We start from the raw sequence: 17,196 nt of genomic DNA, 5'->3' as shown, positions 1-17,196 counted from the left end.
CCTTCGAAGGGCCCTCGGAGTTCGCTCCGGGGGCCCTTCGGCTTTTCTACGAACCGAAGCGCCGGTGCCGCCACGCGTAGTCGCGGATGGCACGCAAGAAGTCGACCCGGCGGAAGGCGGGCCAATAAGCTTCGGTGAACCAGAATTCCGAATGCGCGGATTGCCAGAGCAGGAATCCGGAAAGCCGCTGTTCACCGGAAGTTCGGATGATGAGGTCCGGATCCGGCTGCCCCGAGGTGTAGAGGTGCTCGGAGATGTGGTCGACGTCGAGGATTTTCGCGAGCTCGTGAATGGTCGTGCCCTCGTCGGCGTGCTGGAGCAGCAGCTTGCGCACGGCGTCCGCGATTTCCTGGCGCCCGCCGTAACCGACCGCGACGTTGACCTCCATCCCGGTCCGCCCCTCGGTGCGCGCGGCGGCTTCGCTGAGTCGCTTCGCGACTTCGTCCGGTAGCAGGTCGAGTGCCCCGACGATCCGCAGCCGCCACGACGTCCCGGGCCCGGCGAGCTCGTCGGTGACGTCGGTGATGATCTTCAGCAGCGGCGTGAGCTCGTCCGGATCGCGGTTGAGGTTGTCGGTCGAGAGCAGCCACATGGTGACGACCTCGACGTCGGCCTCCTGGCACCAGCTCAGGAAGTCCGCGATCTTCTTCGCCCCGGCCCGGTGCCCGTCCGCGACGTCCGCGAAGCCTGCTTCCCGGGCCCAACGGCGGTTGCCGTCGAGCATGATGGCGATGTGCCGGGGATGCCGGCCGGCGGCCTGCTGGATGAGGCGCCTGCCGTAGGCGCTGTACACGACGTCGGACAAGAAGGAGCGAACACTCACGTCGAGGCAGCCTACGCACCCGGTGTGAGGCGCGTGACTGAGCACTGCTGGAGAACCTACGCTCACGTAACCTCAAAGGGTGAGCCTGACGACGGAACCCGAGCCGGTGGAGGACCTTCGCCCCCGCTTGCGCGGTCACATCCACTTCTGGACGTTCTTCGGCGCCCTCGCCGCGGCGGCGGCGCTGATCAGCCTGGCAGCGTCGACGGTGTCCCCGGTGGCGGCACTGGCGACGTCGGTCTACGGCCTGACGGTGCTGGGTCTGTTCGGCGTGAGCGCGCTATACCACCGTCGTTTTTGGAGCCCCCGCGCGTACAAGTGGATGAAGCGCGCGGACCACTCGATGATCTTCCTGTTCATCGCGGGCACGTACACACCGTTCACGCTGCTGGCGATGTCGAAGCCGACGGGGTACGTGATCCTGTCGATCGTCTGGGGTGGAGCGATCGCGGGTGTGGCCCTGAAGATGCTGTGGCCGCACGCACCGCGGTGGCTCGGGGTGCCGATCTACATCGCACTGGGCTGGGTCGCGGTGTTCGTGTTCCCGGAGCTCCTTTCGCACGCGGGAGTTGCCGCTTTGGTGCTGCTTTGCGTGGGCGGCCTGTTTTACACGCTGGGAGCGGCGTTCTACGGCTTCAAGTGGCCGAACCACTGGCCGGAGACGTTCGGCTACCACGAGTTCTTCCACGCGTGCACGGTGCTGGCGGCGGTTTCGCACTACATCGCGATCTGGCTGGCCATGTACGCCTAGCTGCGGTTTTACCCTTGTGGATCTTCCTCAGGCCGCCGCCAGGCCGTCTCTGAACAGGGCGTCAACGGCGTTGCGGGTCCGCTCGTGGCTGGTCGGGAGCAGGTGCGTGTAGACGCGCAGCGTGAAGCCCGGGTCCGAGTGGCCGAGGTAGCTGGACAGCGCCTTGATGGACTCGCCCGCGTCGAGCAGCACCGAGGCGTAGAGGTGACGGAGCGCGTGCATCCCGTCTGCCCGGGTCGGCTTCTCGATACCGGCCTTCTTGAGCGCAGGTAGCCAAACGCTCAACCGAAAGCCGCCGCGCCGGAACGGCAACCCGTCGTAGTCGACCATCAGCAGCTTCACGGTGACTGGCTTGCCCTCGGGGTGGACCCACGGGAGCGTGATCTCGGTCGCCGGGAACTGCTCGGCGTACTCGTCCAGCGCGGACAGCAGCTCACCGCCGATCGGCACCTCTCGCGTCTTGCCCCGCTTCGGCGGCGCGAAGCACAGGACGTTGTCGACGATCCGGACCTGACGCTCGATCTGGGCGATGTTCCGCTCCCTGTCGACGTCGTCCAGGGAGAACCCGAACACCTCTCCCTGTCGCAGCCCGATCCCGGCAGGAATCCTGACGACCGGCTTGAACCGGACGGGCAGCGCGTTCAAGACGGCTTGCGCCCGCTCCGGCCGCCAGGGCTGTACCTGCCGCAGATCCGCCCGGGGCCGAGTCACGCTCGACGCTTGAGCCGGGTTGCTCACGATGAGCTTGTCCTCCTTCGCGAAGCTGAGGATGGACACGAGGTGGGTGAAGTACAGGACCCGAGAGCGCGTGCTCACCCCGCGATCCTGGAGCCAGCGGAGCCACGCTTGGACGTCGCTGGGCTTGATCGCCCCGATCGTCTTCGCCTTGAAGAACGGCTTGAGGTGGTTGGCGAGACGGCTGATCACACGCTCCCGCGTCGTGTGGTCAAAGGTCTGCGCCGCGACCCACCGATCCGCGACAACGGCGAAGAGCACACGGCCGGCCTGCGGGTCGACGTACTTGCCTTCCCGCTTGTCCGACTCGACCTCGATGAGGAAGTTCTCGGCGCGCTTCTTTTGCTTGTCCGCGAACGACTTCGAACGTTCGTTGTTGTCCGGGTCGAGGTACCGCACCTTGTATCGCAGTCCGATGCCATACAGCTCGGACCGCTCCATGACCGGCTTGTCCTTGTCGTTGAAGAGCAGCCGTCCGGTTTCCGGGTGCCGCGCCTGGCGGTACCACCTGTCCTGAATATGTCCCATGTGGACTCTCCTTTCTCGAAACTGGTTAGGCGGCTTCGGTGGCCCAGGCCCGTACGGCGGCCGGGTTGTAGCGCAGGTGCCGGCCGATCTTCTTCACCGGCGGGCCCTCACCGCGCCATTTCCACTGGTAGAGCGTCTTGACCGGGACGCCGAGGTAGTCCGAGACGTCCTCGACGGACCAGAGGCGTTCGATGCTGTGGACGTTGTTCATTGCTCCCCCTTAGTCACGCTGCGAGCTGAGTTGCCGGAGTTTCTGGATCACTCCCCGGTGGTCCAGCGGCCGCGAGTAGTGCCCGGTCGTACTCGGCTCTCCACGTGATCCGCTCAGCGATCGCCCGCATGACCAAGTGCGGCCGAGGCGGGACCTGCGGGTCTCCGGGCTCGACCTTGCGCCACACCAGCCTGTCCGGGTCCGGTTGTGGCTTCTCGATCCCGATCGCGGCCAACGCCTGCTGCACGAACGCCTTCCGGTCGGCTTTGTGGTCATCGAGCGTCTTGCCCGACCACTTCCGGGAGACCAGTACCCGACGCCCCGGCAGCCCGAGCGTGGTCCGCCGATGAGCCCGCCCCTTGCAGTGCCCCGGCCTGGTCTTGCTGCCCGCGCCCTTGGGCTGGACCCCGTACAGCAGCCAGACCGCGCACCGCGGGGAGCACGGCGTGACCGACAGTTCGGCGTGCAGCCGGTCGTGGTGATCCCGCAGCCGCGCCGTGTCCGCCTCGACCACTTCACCGGTGGACTTGGTCAGGTACTTCGTGAGGTAGCCGATGTGACGGCCGGCCTCTTCGGTCCCGCCGAGGATGCCCTTCGAGTGCACCTGCCGCCCGAAGGTGACCACGTGCGCCGGGGCCTCGACCGCTTCCACAGCGTCGTCCCAGCTGGTCAGCGGCTCCCGGGTGTCCGGGTCGAGGAACGCGCGGTTGTCCGGGTCCCAGACCGGCATCCGGTCGACGTAGACGATCTGGTCATGCGACGGCCACCAGACCTGGTGGTAGGTGGCTTCGGTGACTTGGCGGATGACGTCGTGCGGGATCGCCCCGCGGATCGCGGCGTGCAGGTGCGGGGCCGTGCGCTTCTGGGGTTCGACGGTGGCGAAGTACTGCGCGTCCCAACCGACGACGCGGCGGAGGTTCTGCCACCACCTGTCCACCAGCGCCGAGAAGTGCACCGCGTCCCGGGCGGCCCGCCGGTAGTCATATCGACTCGGGTCGACCGGGGCGCCATCGCGGACCGGGCCGTAGGTGTCGCACGTCAGCGTCACGAACATGGACGGCCGGAACTTCCCCGCATACTCGCGGCCGATGGTGGTCTTGGCGACCTTCTGCCGAGGCAGGTTCGGCGCGTCCTGGCGCCGCTTGGTCGACCGCTTCACGGCCCGCTTGGTAGGCAGGTCGAGGGCAGGCAGGCGGCCGCGCATGCCGAGTTGCCGAAGTTCCGCGTCGACCCCGGCGACCTCCTCCCGCAGCTCTTCGGCTTCGGCCTGGTCGTGCTCGACCACCTCCCGGTACGCGGCCACCAGGTCCGCGCGGTAGGTCAACAGCTCCTTGTGATCCTCCGAGGGCGGCTCGGCGGCGAGGACGGGTTCTTCGGTCATGTGCCAGCCCTCGCGGCACTGGACCTGGCGAAGCGCCTTCGCCTTCCGGGCACACGGCAGGCACACCGACTCGACGGTGGACCCGCACGGCACCGGGACGTAGCGGAGTTCGCCGGTCTCGGTGTCGCCGACTTCCATCGTGAACGGGCGGACGCAGACGCCGTGCTTTTCCGCCGTCGCCCGGATCACGTCAGCAGCGAGCGGTGTCCGCATCCGCTCCGCGCGAGTCTCACTCATCAGGCCGCCACCTCCCCGGAAGTCGACCAACCACGCAGCAGGAACACCGGCATCTCTTGCTTGGCTCCCACCGGGAGGTCCGGGAACACGCTCGGCTCGAACCGGACCACTCCGAACACCACGACCGGAATGCCGCACGGCGTCCGGCCACTGATTGACAGGTGCACCCACCGCCCGTCGACCAGCCGCCACAGCCGAGCCGACACGTCCTCGAGGGTCTGCGTCCACACCAGCAACGCCCGCGACACCTCGGGCAGGCCGTCCACGTCGAGCTGAACCGTGATCGGGCTGAACCAGGCGTTGACGTCGACCGACGCCGCCGGTGGCAACTGATGCGAGTCCAGGTGGTCACGGATCGCGTTGAGGAAGATCATCAGCCGGTTCACGCGGCCACCCCCTCGCCGCCGTGCCGCAGATCCGCGACACCACCGTTGGTCACATACGCCTCCAGCGCCTTCACCGTGGCGTCAGAGACCCACCCGGCGCGGACGCGCAACGGTTCACGGATGCCCTCGCCCCACACGTAACCGACACCGGCCTCCGAATCGCCGATCCGGTTCGCCCACGCCCCGCGCTCATAGGCCCCGTCGCCCAGGACCATCCCCACGTGCGTCTTCGAGGTGACCCGCAGACACACCCGGCGAGTGAAAAGCTCACGAACCGGGACGGTGTCCTTGGTCGGCTCCTGCACGTAACCACGGACCGAGATCCCCAACGCCCGGCCCTGGGTGGTCAGCAGCGCGACGCGCTCCACAATGGCTTCACGGGTCTTGCGGTCGGTGTACTTGGTCAACGCGCCGATCTCGTCGAACTCCAGCAGCTCCAACGGATACTCCGTCGACACCGGGATGGTCCGCAGCCGACCGGCGAACGCGCGCTTGCGCGATTCCATCTCCTCCACCAGGCCGTCAAGCAGCTGGACCGCGTCCTTGCCACCCACCGCGTAGCGAGTGAAGATTCCGCGCCCGTAGGCCAGTTCCATGCCCTTCGGGTCGATCCCGGACATGCGCACCACCCCAGCTCGGATCGCCGAGGCCGCCGCCACCAGCGGGCACCACATCACCGAGTTCTTGCCCGCCCCGGAGGCACCGGCGGTCAGGCAGTGCGCACCCGAGCCGAGCAGAGGTACGCGCCAGTCACGCCCGTACTCGGTCCGCCCGGCCCAGACGTTGCGCAGGTCCACACCGGTCGCGTCGACGCCGTCCGGGACCTGGGGGCCGGCCACACCTCCGGCAAGGAGGTCGCGCCGCTGGAAGTCGATGGACACGACGTTGGGTGCCAGCTCGCGAACCTGGCAGCGAGTGACCTTGCGCGCAACGGCCAAGGCACGAGCGGCGTCGTCGAAGTCCTCGGGCTTCTGCCCCGGCACCAGCTCCACTCGCACCTCATCCCACGAGGCACCGGAGCGGACGCCGAGCACCTTGGGCAGCCGTGCGTTCGCCCGGTTCGACGTCGACCGGGACAGCGCGCGTCGTCGACCGACGAGGTTCACGTTCACCACCACCGGCAGCGCCTCGTCCCGCACTGACAGGCCACAGGCGTGCAGCCACTCCGGCAGCTTCCGGCCGTAGACCGCCCAGCGGGCCCACCAGGAGCGCAGGAACCGTCCGCACCACTGGTCGAACGAGACGGCATCGATCGCCCACCACGTCGCTAGGACTGCCGCGACGCTGCCCAGTGTGATCGCCAGGGGGAGCCAGCCGAGAAGCTGGCACCAGGCGTAGACCGCGACCAGGGCGAGGCTGGTCCGCCACCGGGTCACCACCTGCGCGAGCATCCACACGACGGCCTTGCACAGCCACCACAGCGCGACGAACACCACGGCTGCCGCAGCCAAGGCTTCCAGAATCGAGGCCAGGGCGCGGCCGATCTTGTGCAGCACCCACACGCCGAGCCCCAGCCCGGCCAGAGCCACTACCGCGAAGCCGGGAGACATCACCGACCACCCCGCTTCACGTCGAGGTCCAGCGGCAGCATCCCCAAGCAGGAAGCGCACTCGGTCTCACCGGGCAGGAGTTTCGCGAATCGTTTGCATGAAGCGCAGCGCGTTCGGGTGACCCCCGTTGACGCTCGCCCGTTGTCATCGTTTAGCGTTGTCATTGTTCACTTCCGCTGGTTGTGGACAGCGCAGGAGCGGCAAGGTTGGTAGCCAGGTTCCGCTTCTGCGCCTTACGGATCACACGCACCCGCAACAGGACGTGCTTTATCGCCGCACGTCGCTGCGTGCGTTTTTCGCTATTACTGTTGACTTTCTAGTCGTCTACATGCGACTAATCAGCAGGCTTGCCCTCCGCCTGAAGGTTCGCCGAGATCTCACCCGCTTTCCGTTCCTCGTATCCGGCCCAGTACAGCGCCTCGTGGTGATGCCCCCGATCGACGTCCGCAACAGCCTTATAGAGCCGTGCATTGCCGAGGCGGAACGCCAGCCAGACTGACGGGTTCGCGTCGTTCGGCGGGCGGCGGTCCATCACGACCTCGTGGGCGTCGCGCAGCGTCTTCGGCTCAGTCCTGCGCACTGTCACGCCTCCCCGCGCGGGCTTCCAGCAGCGCCGCCAGTTCCTCGGCGTGGTCGCGGAGCTGGCGAAGGAATGCCACGCAGGCCGGCCACGTCTCCTGATCCTGCGGCGGGACCAGCGTCAGCACGAAGGGCATCCCGGCCAGCACCAGGACCGGCGGAGAAGACTGCCCCGGACCGGTCTCCTCCACCGTCACCTCGATACCCGGCCCCACCGCCCAGCGCACTCCCAGCCCGTCCATCACGGCCGTGTCCTGCTTCACTTGCCCAATCCCTTGCCAGCTCGGCGAACCCCTCGGCCGCCGACTCCAATGCGGCCACGCACCACCACGGCAGCCCGCGCGTCTGCGCCAGCTCGTGCCATGCCCGCGACACCCGCCGAGCAGCGTTGGCCGTGTTGGTGGCGTTCATCGGCGAGAGGACCGCGCGGCCGTGTTCCCACGCGGCCATGTAGTCCCGATACGCCTGCTCCCACGCCTCGACCTGCTCGCGGAAGCCCATCCCTGTCACGCGGCCTTCGGCGTCTCACCGGACCCACCGGACCGGGACGCCTTGCTCGCGGCCTGCTTGAACCCGGTCGCGCGGAACACGTAGGACTGGTACTTGAACTCACCCTGACCAGCCACCTTCGGCTCAGCCGTCAGCCCCTCCAGCTCGATCGGCCGCATCCCCGGCAGCGCCTCCGACGTCGTCGGCACCGGCTGGACGTCGGCGAGAAGCGTGATCTCGAACGACGCCCGCTTCGCCCGCGTCTCGGCCGGGTCAGTGACCATGACCTTCCATTGCCGCTTACCCGTAATCTCGTCGACCCGCTGCCGCACCGGGCGATTAGCGGCCCGGTCCTCACGCGACTGGTACTCGTTGTCGGGAGACACTTCGCCCACCATGACGAGTCCCTGTGTGAACGCGTCGTCGAAGTCGATGCTGAACCGGTGCCCTTTGTCGATAGCCATGCTGATTCCCTTTGCTCGTCTGGGTTTCTGGCGCTCAGTCGCGCTCTTCCGACCACTGGTCGCCGACAGGAGAGGAGTAGGTGCGCGTGCGGTTCTGCGTCTCGCACCATTCGCCGAACTCGTTCGCGGCCACCGCGAGGCTCCGCACGAACCGCGCGGTGTCCATCAGGCCGCCGATCCGAGCCGGTACCTGGATCAAAATCGCGGCTTCATCGCCCCCGGCCACCAGTTGGCGGACTCCCGGGGAAGGCGACACGACGGCAGCGCCATATCCGACGAGGGGCTGAATCACCACGTGAATGCCCATGTGCTCTCCCGATGTCTCGGCTTTCGCGCGTCCGATTGGGCGCGCTGAGACCAGGAGACACCCGGGTAAGGAAGATCACCCGGACAAACTGTCCGGGTCGGTTCTAGCGGTCGGCCGGAACGGCCTTCTCAATCGCGTCCAGCATGGCTGACCAGGGCAGATCCCGGCCAGGAGCGGACCGCGGTTCATGCAGCGGCCAGACGTCTTCACCGTAGAGCAGGTCCACACCGACCCTCTTGAGGTTCTCGATGTGCGTGGTCCAGGCTGGCTGGCGCGCGTGGGCTGCGTTGACGCGCGGGAACACGATCACCGGCAGGTTCAGCGTCCCGATCGCCTCGTTGACCTGCGTCAACGCCTGGTTATCAGCGATGCCGAGAGACATCTTCGCGACGAAGTTCGCCGAGGCCGGCGCCACCAGGTAACAGCTCGGGGCAGGGTGTGGGCTCTTCTGCGACGGAGACCGGGGCTCGACCCGCACCGGGTAGCCGGTGGCCTGCTCGATCTCGTCGAGCTGCCCGCTCTCGGCCAGCCAGCGGCCGGCGGTGGGGGTCAGGGTGACCGCGACCGTCCAGCCCGCTTCCTGGGCAGGCTTGATCAGACGCGGAAGCAGGTCTTCGACCCCGCCGGCCCCGGAGGCAACAAGCCCAAGAACTCGTGACATGCGGCTACCTCACCGCGCCGCAGCGCTCAGCCAGCGCGAGCAGCGCCGAGGACTTGCCAGCCGTCGCGGGGGCGCGCCGATACATCGACCGGACAACCTCCCGAACCATCGTGTTGTGCCGGACGATGGTCGGCGACTTCTGCTCGGCCTGCAGAAGGACTTGAAGCGCGTCGTCGTCCTTAGCGAGCAGGCTCAGCGCCCGGGCGAAGTCGATCAGGTGCGTGACCTGGCGTTCCACGGGCAAGTGGTCGACGTTGACGCGCGGAGCGGTCTCGATCACCTGACTCACGTCGCCGAGGTCCAGAGCCGCCGACAACCGGTGGAGTTCCACGTTGGCCGGCCCGAACCCGGTCTGCCAGTAGTTCGCGTCCACGCCCAGCTGGTCAGCAGCAGTTTCTGCGTGCCCGAGAAGGTCATTCGCCGTGGTCCGATCCTGGTGTCGCGCTGCCGCGACAGCCGTGCGGAGGTAGAGCATCCCGTACAAGCTCAGCGCAGCAGGATCACCCTCGGCCATCCTCGGCAGCAGCCATTTCGCCGCGACGTCGCCCAGCTCAAGCGCGTCGTCGAACCGCCCCACGGCCAGGAGCGCATGAGTGCCAGACCGAGCAGCGGAGGCGAGGACCAACGGGTCGTCGGAGTCGTCTGCCGCCTGCATGGCACGCTCGGCCGCGATCCAGGCGAGGTCAGCCTCACCGATCTTGCTCAGCGTGGTCGCGGCCAGGTGGTGCACCCGCGCCGAGATGGCCGCGCAGGCCCGCTTGTACCCGGCGTCGTCCGACGAAGCCGCCTCCATCGCCTGCGTGGTCTTGATCAGGCCCGGCAGTGCGGTAACGACCCGGCCGAGGTCACCCTTCTGGTAGCTCGACCAGGCACCTTCCACCAGCTGACGGACCGGCTGTGGATCGATGTACTCGGGCGACATGGCCGAGGAGAACAGCGTCCGCGACAGCCGACGAGGAGCCATCAGCGCATCCCGGATCGCCGGGACGTCATCGTGCTTGTCCTGCTCTTCCATCAGCACAGGTTCGCCGAGCAGGTCGCCCAGCGTCACCCGCAGCGCTCGCGCGAGGTCGGCCAGGACGTCGAGCCTGCGGATATCCCGCTCTCCGCGCTCGATCTTGCTCAACCAGTCTTCAGTACGGCTCACCAGGTCAGCAAGGACCGCCTGCGACAGCCCACGCCGCCTCCGGTAGAACGCGATCCGCTCACCGATGCTGAGCTGGTCACCCGCACCACGCATGCCGCCAGGCTACATGGCACAACTCGATGGCACCGCCTACGCGATCGTCAAGTTTGATTTCCTAGGCCGCTGAATTGAGTCGGCAATCCATGCTGAACTCGCCTCTCGGGACGTTTAGGGAAATCTTTCCACTTTTCCCTATAACTTGAATCACATTCGACTTTAAATCTGAGCGGCTCGGAAGTACTGCCAATCCCGGCGCGAGTTACCACAACTTGCAAAGAGTTAATCGCTGGAAGTCCAGACAACCTGATCGAACTAGGACGTTTCAACGTAACTTCCGCCCCCTCCTCCGATCTAAGCATAATTCGCCGTCGACCATTCAGATCGGAGTCATTTGAGTACATCGTGAAGCGAGTCGGATAAAGGCCAACGCTTACCATTTCACCAACTCGGCCAGAAACGGCGGAAAGTGCCATCAAGATTTTATCGCGCGCAGGAACTTCTTCGTTGTGATGCAGAAGCGCGTTTCGAACAGCCAACGCTCCTGCTGAATTTAGGTCACTAACAACAGAATGCAGAGTATCAATTAAGACCTTCTGAGATCTCTCGTCAAGATCCAAAAAAGGGAGCAAATGCTTGAAAGGGAACTCAAATGGAGAAGACACCTCGCCGGAAAAGCGAGGCCACTTTGACTTCTCGCGTCGATGAGATAACGGCGACTTTGCCGCAGAAGTCAAGAATCCAGCCACCGAGCCAAGACACTCCAACAAGTCACTCAGTCGCATCTTCTCAATGTTGAGAACTTCGGTTCCAATATCTCTCGACGCAAGCCAGTCACTCATAAATTGACTGGCTTGACCTTTCGAGTACTCGAACTCAGCTCCCGTTGCATAATGATCCCGCAGAAGAGCCCATCCGGAAAAGCATAACGCAACCTTCAGGACTTCTTCTAGACTCGCGAACAGGTTGGCCGCAACCCCCCGAATTGCTTTCACGTCCTGCCTGTCCAACGTAACCGGCAGACTAAGAGCCATCCTCTCCAGCTCATCGGCGTGTTCCCTAAAAGATTGTAGCGCAGGATCCGAATCCACATTAGTGAATCCGATATGCCATGCCAACATCGAACTCAATGACTCATCGTCAAGGTTCGCCACAAGCTCTCTCGGCAGCCACAGGTGCTCAAGCACCCTAGCGCAAGCTTCCTCATCGGGAACAATTAGTTTACGAATAAGGACGGCAGGACTTTCGTCCGCAAGTGCAGCGGATAACTTCTTTTCAGCCGAGTCACCGTCATATCCGCGCAATTTCCACATTACCTTAGCTTCAGCGTCGGCGTCGTCAATTGGGAAGACTCTAGCTATCACTTGCCAAAGCCTTAATTGCACCAGCTTGAGAGGTGGAACATGCCGCACACCTAGAGCAGAAGCGTCGATTGACACCTGCATTGGACCGTCGCCGCGCTGGTGAATCTTTGAAAGACGGGTCTCGCCACTGGGAATGTCAATAGTCCCGCCACGAATGAGGCAATTTAAACGCGCATGGATATCCTCATCCGACGCAAGGAGGAGTAGTTGCAGAATATCCGCATTTGACTTTTCAGCGACAAAATCGTCGGCAGATCTGACTTCGATCTCCGTCGCCCGCCTAATCTCAGTGCGCAAATGACCTTTTGTTGAGTCAAGTAGATCCGCCAGCAGCAGGCGCAACTCATCCAAACTAAAAGAGTCGACCAGGAAGTATGGAAGAGAGCCACTGTAAGACCACGCGTAGGGTGGCACCTTGCCAGCCAAGAAGGCCGTCGCCTTTTCAGCATGACGGTCGTTCCTGTCATGCTTCTTTGCAGCCTTTTTTCTTGTCTGCTCAAGAGCTTTCGCCGTCCCAGATTCACCGGTACTAAACCGTATCCCATGAACACGATGACAGTCAACCTCTTCGCAGTGATAGGCCGGTATCGTGAACGGCACCTCAATCTGTCGCCACTGAGTTGACTCAATAACTCCATATGGTCCGGAAACATAGGGCCCGTATTGAAACACACCCTGAGGAAGCTCAGATAGAAGTTGCTGACTTTCGTCATACGTTGGCTGCATATGTCCATGAAATGTCGAATCGGCAACCAAATCGTAAAGCTGCCTCCCGTAAATCCACGGAAGCTTGAGTTTTCCTCGCTTCAACTCGGAAGATACATGCAGCCGCAACGATTCTAGATCAAAGCCATCCGGATCGATCAGAAGGTCAGCCCCAGACCAGAGAGTTATAAGAACCGCAAGCTGAGCTTCATGCAAACCAATACTTGCACCCTTCTCTTGGTTTGCGATTCGCGATCCAGCACGACTCAGTTTCAACTGAGAAGTCATTGCCCGCGGGGGATCATACCCGGTCTCAACAAAGCTCTCCTCAATCAATTGACCCAAATAAAAACATCGAACGATCACTTCAACATTCTCGTCAGACTCTGCGACGTCTGTTTCCACTTTTTCGGCCATCAGCCGTAACCCTCACATAGTCGACTCGCCAATGCCTGCACATAAATGTTGCCGAAGTTGGCTCTATGGGATCAAGGGCGCGCCGCCGGTGGCGGCGCGCCAGTCTCTTATGTAGCCCCTCGCCTTGGCGGCCGCATCCCCTTCCGACACGGCGGGCTGCCGCTCCGCTTCGCCCGCCGGCCGGGCGGAGCGGCCGCCAGCGGGTCACCTGGCGTAGCGCCGCGCGGCGGCGGCACACGGGTCCCCTGAGCCATCCCCGGCCTCCTCGACGAGCTACAAGCGGTGGTGACATTCGGGTCGTTCGTGACTCGATCTCCGTTACGCACCGTCGTGGGAGACCTCCATCCCGAAGCCTGATCGTGACAACGGCCGGTAGCACCGCGTCAAAGACGATGAAGCGTGTCTTGACCCGGCACCACCGGCCGCGTGGAGGCTTCGTATCGGGATGCAGGGCAGGGTGTGGCGTCGGTCCGCCAGGCCGTCTCCAGGCCGTCAGAGGTCAGGAAGAGGCAAGCACCCGCGAGAACTGATGACAGACAAAACTGCAGCTCAGCGTACCTATAAAGCACCCAAGCCCAGGTCGAGCAGAACCCCCGAGCAGATCATCGCGATCTGGCTGGCCATGTACGCCTAGTGTCCTGAGTCTTAATTTCGTGGCCAGTGTCTAGGATGCTGTGATGCCAAGCCCGAAGCTGCCGCCGCTGATGTTGAGCGATGAGGAACGCGAGACGTTGCTGCGGTGGTCGCGTCGCCGGACCACGGCGCAGGCTTTGGCACTGCGGTCGCGGATCGTGTTGCGCTGCGCGGATGGCGGCTCGAACTCGGAAGTGGGCGACGAGTTCGGGGTGAAGCGTCACACCGTGGCGAAGTGGCGGTCGCGGTTCCTCGCCGACGGGCTGGAAGGCCTCTCGGACGAACCGCGACCGGGCGCGCCGCGCACCGTCACCGACGAACGCGTGGAAGCGGTGATCGTGAAGACCCTGGAGCAGTCCCCACCTGATCAGGACACACACTGGTCGACACGGTCGATGGCCGTAGCCACCGGCATGTCGCAGTCGACGGTGTCACGGATCTGGCGGGCGTTCGGCCTCAAACCGCATCAGGTTCAGACGTGGAAGCTCTCACGAGACCCGCAGTTCGTGGAGAAAGTCAGGGACGTGGTCGGGTTGTATCTCGCCCCGCCGGACAACGCGATCGTGCTGTGCGTCGATGAGAAGTCGCAGATGCAGGCCATCGACCGGACCGCGCCCACGTTGCCGATCATGCCCACCACGCCGGCGCGGATGACCCACGACTATGTGCGCCACGGCACGACGAGCCTGTTCGCCGCGCTGAACCTGGCCACCGGGTCGGTGATCGCCCAGCATCACCGACGGCACAGGCATCAGGAGTTCCTGAAATTCCTCAAGACCATCGATGCCGCGACGCCGGGTGATCTTGAGTTGCACCTGGTCTGCGACAACTACGCCACCCACAAGACTCCGGCGATCAAGAACTGGCTGCTGCAGCATCCACGCTTCCACGTGCACTTCACCCCGACCAGCGCTTCCTGGCTCAACCTGGTCGAACGCTGGTTCGCCGAGCTGACCAACCGCAAGCTCCGCCGATCCGCCCACCGCAGCGTTACCGAACTCGAAGCCGACGTCGAGGCCTGGATCGGCGCCTGGAACGACGACCCCAAACCCTTCGTCTGGACCAAGACCGCCGACCAGATCCTCGACACCCTCGCCGCATACTGCCAACGAATTAACGACTCAAGACACTAGCCTGCGGTCTTACCGTCGCATGTGGGCAGTGACCGCGTCGAAGTCCAGGTTCCACGGGCGCGCTGTCCCGTCCGCCCCCGCGCTCAACAGGCGTCCGTCCGGCAGGAACGTCATCGCGTGGATCGGGGCCAGGTGCCCGGACAGGGACGCATCCAGGCGTGGGTGGTGGGGGTCGGTCAGGTCGATGATCCGGACCGTTGTGCTGCGGTCGTTCACCGCCAGCTTCCGCGCTCCCGGGTCGAAGACCGCCGTCTGGATGCTGCTCGGGGGCAGCGGTAGCGTGCCCAGCTCGCGGGGCTCGAGGACGTTGCTCGTGTCCCACAACCGCAACTGCTCGTCGCCGTAGACGTCGGCGATCGCCATGAATCCCTGGGCCGCGTCGAAGACCACGTTGCCGATTCCGCGCCACGTCGTGGTCAGGCGGGCCTCGTCCGCCAAGCTCCAGACCTGGATCGACGCCGTGTCCCCCTCCTGCAGGCCGGTGAACACCGTGTGGCCGTCCGGGCCGAAGGTGACCGATCTGGTCGGGGGCAGCTCGGCGAGTTGCCTGGGCGCGTCGACGTGGTCGATCGCCAGCAGGCGGGTGGGGTGCCCGTCCGCGCGAAGCGCCAGAACCCTTCCCGTGGGGTCGATGCGGGCGCTCTCGGCGTCCGGGAACGTGGCGGTCGGCGCGGCCAGGTTCGCCACGTCGAACAGCTCGACGACGTTGCGCGGTCGCGACACCGTCAGCCAGCGGCCGTCCGGGCTGAACGCGATCGCCGGTTGGGGACCCAGGTCGCCGGGGATGGTGGCCAGGCGGCGGTAGTGCGGCACGTCCCACACCTGCACGGCCGCCACCGTGGTGAACGCGAGCGAGCGGCCGTCGCGGCTGAGCGTGGCGTCCCGGATGGTGGTCGAGAAGTCGATGCGGTCGCTGGCCGCGGCCGCGCTCAGCACCAGGTCACGGGCTTCGTCGGTCGGGGCGATCCGGTACGCCGCCAGCGCGAGGCGCGCGGCCTCGGCCGAGTCCGTCACGAGGAAGCCACGGCCTTGCGACACCATGCGCTGCGAGGTCGCCAGTGCTGCCTGCTCCGCCGCTTGGTGCCGGGCGGACACGCCGTACGCCGTGATGGCCGCGATGAGCACGACCAGGATCGCGACGATCGTCGTCAGCAGGCGACGGCGGTTCGCCCGGTGGCGCTCGGCGTTCCGCTCGCCGTCCCTCAGCGCGGTCGCGGCCGCCAAGAACGCGCGCTCGACGCCGTTCAAGCTCGTCTCGTTGCCCGCGCGCCACGTCAGGGCGGCGTCCAGGCGCGCGCCGCGGTAGAGGGCGCCCGGGTCGCGGTCGAACGTCTCCCATTCGCCCGCGGCCCGGGCCAGGCGGCGGTGGACCTGCATGCCTTCGCGGTCTTCGGCGAGCCAGTCCTGCAGCCGCGGCCAGTGCCGCAGCAGTGCTTCGTGGGTCAGCTCCACGCTGTCGCGGTCGAGGCTGACCAGGCGCGCCGCGGCGAGGTGGTCCAGGACTTCGCGCACAACGGGTTCGTCGCCCAGCTCGTCGCGCGCGACCCGCCGTTTCACCACGGGAGAACCGATTTCCGACGCGACCAGGCGGCGGCACAGGTGCCGCAGCGTCTCCCGTTGCACCGGGGTCAAGCTGTCGTACGTCGCTTCCGCTGTGCGGGCCAGCGCGTGCTCGATGCCGCCCGTGCGCTCGTAGCCTTCGAGGGTCAGGCGGATGCCGCTCCGGCGCCGCCAGGTTTCCCGCAGCGCGTGCGACAACAGCGGCAACGCCGCGGGCTGGCTGGTCGCCTCGGCGACCAGCCTCGTGACCAGTGCGGTGTCGACCGCGCAGCCGGCCGCGGCGGCCGGGCGGACGATCGCGTCCCGCAGCTCGTCCGGGCGCATCGGGCCGATCAGGATCTGGGCGTCGGTCAGCGCGTCGGCCAAATCCTCGTGGAAGGCGCAGTGCTCGTAGAAGTCCGCCCGGATCCCGAGGACCACCCGGGTGCCGTCCACGGCCGAGCCGACCAGCTCCGAGAGGAATTCCGCTCGCTCGGCGGGATCGGCGCACAGCGTGAAGCACTCTTCGAACTGGTCGACCACGACCACGCGGTCGCGTCCCGCCGGCTGGGCGGCGTACTCGCGCAGGGGGTGCGCTCCCGGCGTGAAGAAGACGTGCTCGCCGGTCAGCCGCGGGATCAGGCCGGCCCGCAGGAGCGAGGACTTGCCGGCGCCCGAGGAGCCGAACACCGCCACCAGAGGGCGGCGCGACAACCGGTCGAGCAGGTCGTCAACCAGCCGGTCACGACCGAAGAAGCGGTCGGCGTCCCCGGTCTGGAACGCCGCCAAGCCCACGTAGGGGGACTGCTCCCCGGGAGCGGTCTCCGGGTCTTCGGGCGCCAGCTCCGCGGCGGTCTCGTGCCACCGCCGTTCCCAGGCCTCGACGTCCCCGCCGCACGCCCGGACGTAGCCCACGGTCACCGGCAGCGTCGGGAGCCGCCGCCCGCCCGCGGCGTCGGACAGCGTCGTGGACGAGTAGTGCGCGCGCCGCGCCAGCTCCCGGTAGGTCGGGGTGCCCGCCTGGACTCGCAAGGCCCGCAGCTCGGCCGCGAACCGGGCCAAGCCGTCTTCGGTCGGCTCCAGCGGTCGTTCTCGTCGCGGCACGAAGCCCCCCGTGGCT

Annotated in this window: 16 protein-coding genes; 2 read left to right on the top strand and 14 right to left on the bottom strand. The window is 65.8% G+C overall.

All coding sequences use genetic code 11. The annotated features are described in order from the left end of the window. Window positions 1-46: 46 nt before the first annotated feature. Window positions 47-823 carry an isoprenyl transferase gene (locus MUY14_RS43885; RefSeq protein ID WP_281506227.1) on the bottom strand — a complete coding sequence of 259 codons (777 nt, stop codon included), beginning with the start codon at window positions 821-823 and terminating at the stop codon, window positions 47-49. Window positions 824-902: 79 nt separating this feature from the next. On the opposite strand from MUY14_RS43885, the gene MUY14_RS43880 reads away from it, so the two are divergent. Next, window positions 903-1,574, top strand: coding sequence for a hemolysin III family protein (locus MUY14_RS43880; RefSeq protein ID WP_247018707.1), 672 nt, complete (start codon window positions 903-905; stop codon window positions 1,572-1,574). A 27-nt stretch (window positions 1,575-1,601) separates the two neighbouring features. Here MUY14_RS43880 and MUY14_RS43875 read toward each other — a convergent pair whose 3' ends face one another. From MUY14_RS43875 to MUY14_RS43820, 12 genes are all read right to left on the bottom strand, one after another. Then, complete coding sequence (locus MUY14_RS43875; protein ID WP_247018705.1) at window positions 1,602-2,837, bottom strand: site-specific integrase; 1,236 nt, start codon at window positions 2,835-2,837, stop codon at window positions 1,602-1,604. A 25-nt stretch (window positions 2,838-2,862) separates the two neighbouring features. Further along, on the bottom strand, window positions 2,863-3,048 hold the full coding sequence (locus MUY14_RS43870) for a helix-turn-helix domain-containing protein (protein WP_247018703.1): 186 nt from the start codon (window positions 3,046-3,048) through the stop codon (window positions 2,863-2,865). Window positions 3,049-3,061: 13 nt separating this feature from the next. Continuing rightward, window positions 3,062-4,666, bottom strand: a complete 1,605-nt coding sequence (locus MUY14_RS43865) for a replication initiator (RefSeq protein ID WP_247018700.1) — start codon at window positions 4,664-4,666, stop codon at window positions 3,062-3,064. Continuing rightward, window positions 4,666-5,052: a hypothetical protein gene (locus MUY14_RS43860; RefSeq protein ID WP_247018698.1), complete on the bottom strand. Its 387-nt coding sequence runs from the start codon at window positions 5,050-5,052 to the stop codon at window positions 4,666-4,668. Before MUY14_RS43860 ends, MUY14_RS43865 begins: the two co-directional genes overlap by 1 nt. After that, complete coding sequence (locus MUY14_RS43855; RefSeq protein WP_247018697.1) at window positions 5,049-6,602, bottom strand: FtsK/SpoIIIE domain-containing protein; 1,554 nt, start codon at window positions 6,600-6,602, stop codon at window positions 5,049-5,051. Before MUY14_RS43855 ends, MUY14_RS43860 begins: the two co-directional genes overlap by 4 nt. A 334-nt stretch (window positions 6,603-6,936) precedes the next feature. Next, entirely contained in the window at window positions 6,937-7,182 is a 246-nt protein-coding gene (locus MUY14_RS43850) for an AMED_5909 family protein (RefSeq protein ID WP_396126640.1), read from the bottom strand. Further along, window positions 7,169-7,444 (bottom strand): hypothetical protein, encoded by a 276-nt coding sequence (locus MUY14_RS43845; RefSeq protein WP_247018695.1) that lies wholly within the window; start codon window positions 7,442-7,444, stop codon window positions 7,169-7,171. The genes MUY14_RS43850 and MUY14_RS43845 overlap by 14 nt, the downstream gene beginning before the upstream one ends. 243 nt (window positions 7,445-7,687) lie before the next feature. Then, on the bottom strand, window positions 7,688-8,134 hold the full coding sequence (locus MUY14_RS43840) for a hypothetical protein (protein WP_247018694.1): 447 nt from the start codon (window positions 8,132-8,134) through the stop codon (window positions 7,688-7,690). 34 nt (window positions 8,135-8,168) lie between these two features. After that, complete coding sequence (locus MUY14_RS43835; RefSeq protein WP_247018693.1) at window positions 8,169-8,441, bottom strand: hypothetical protein; 273 nt, start codon at window positions 8,439-8,441, stop codon at window positions 8,169-8,171. A gap of 103 nt (window positions 8,442-8,544) precedes the next feature. Beyond that, entirely contained in the window at window positions 8,545-9,102 is a 558-nt protein-coding gene (locus MUY14_RS43830) for a flavoprotein (RefSeq protein ID WP_247018692.1), read from the bottom strand. Between the two features lie 4 nt (window positions 9,103-9,106). Then, window positions 9,107-10,342: a helix-turn-helix domain-containing protein gene (locus MUY14_RS43825; protein ID WP_247018690.1), complete on the bottom strand. Its 1,236-nt coding sequence runs from the start codon at window positions 10,340-10,342 to the stop codon at window positions 9,107-9,109. 47 nt (window positions 10,343-10,389) lie between these two features. Beyond that, window positions 10,390-12,771: a hypothetical protein gene (locus tag MUY14_RS43820; RefSeq protein ID WP_247018687.1), complete on the bottom strand. Its 2,382-nt coding sequence runs from the start codon at window positions 12,769-12,771 to the stop codon at window positions 10,390-10,392. Window positions 12,772-13,448: 677 nt separating this feature from the next. Here MUY14_RS43820 and MUY14_RS43815 point away from each other — a divergent pair. After that, window positions 13,449-14,537, top strand: coding sequence for an IS630 family transposase (locus tag MUY14_RS43815; protein WP_247017498.1), 1,089 nt, complete (start codon window positions 13,449-13,451; stop codon window positions 14,535-14,537). Window positions 14,538-14,546: 9 nt separating this feature from the next. Here the strand turns inward: MUY14_RS43815 and MUY14_RS43810 are convergent, their stop codons facing one another. Further along, on the bottom strand, window positions 14,547-17,180 hold the full coding sequence (locus tag MUY14_RS43810) for a helix-turn-helix domain-containing protein (RefSeq protein ID WP_247018685.1): 2,634 nt from the start codon (window positions 17,178-17,180) through the stop codon (window positions 14,547-14,549). Window positions 17,181-17,196 lie beyond the last annotated feature (16 nt).

Origin of the sequence: Amycolatopsis sp. FBCC-B4732 (assembly GCF_023008405.1) — a bacterium.
In the GTDB taxonomy this organism is placed as follows: domain Bacteria; phylum Actinomycetota; class Actinomycetes; order Mycobacteriales; family Pseudonocardiaceae; genus Amycolatopsis; species Amycolatopsis pretoriensis_A.
Note: the sequence above shows the minus strand (reverse complement) of the source record. Positions and strands in the feature narration are given on the sequence as shown.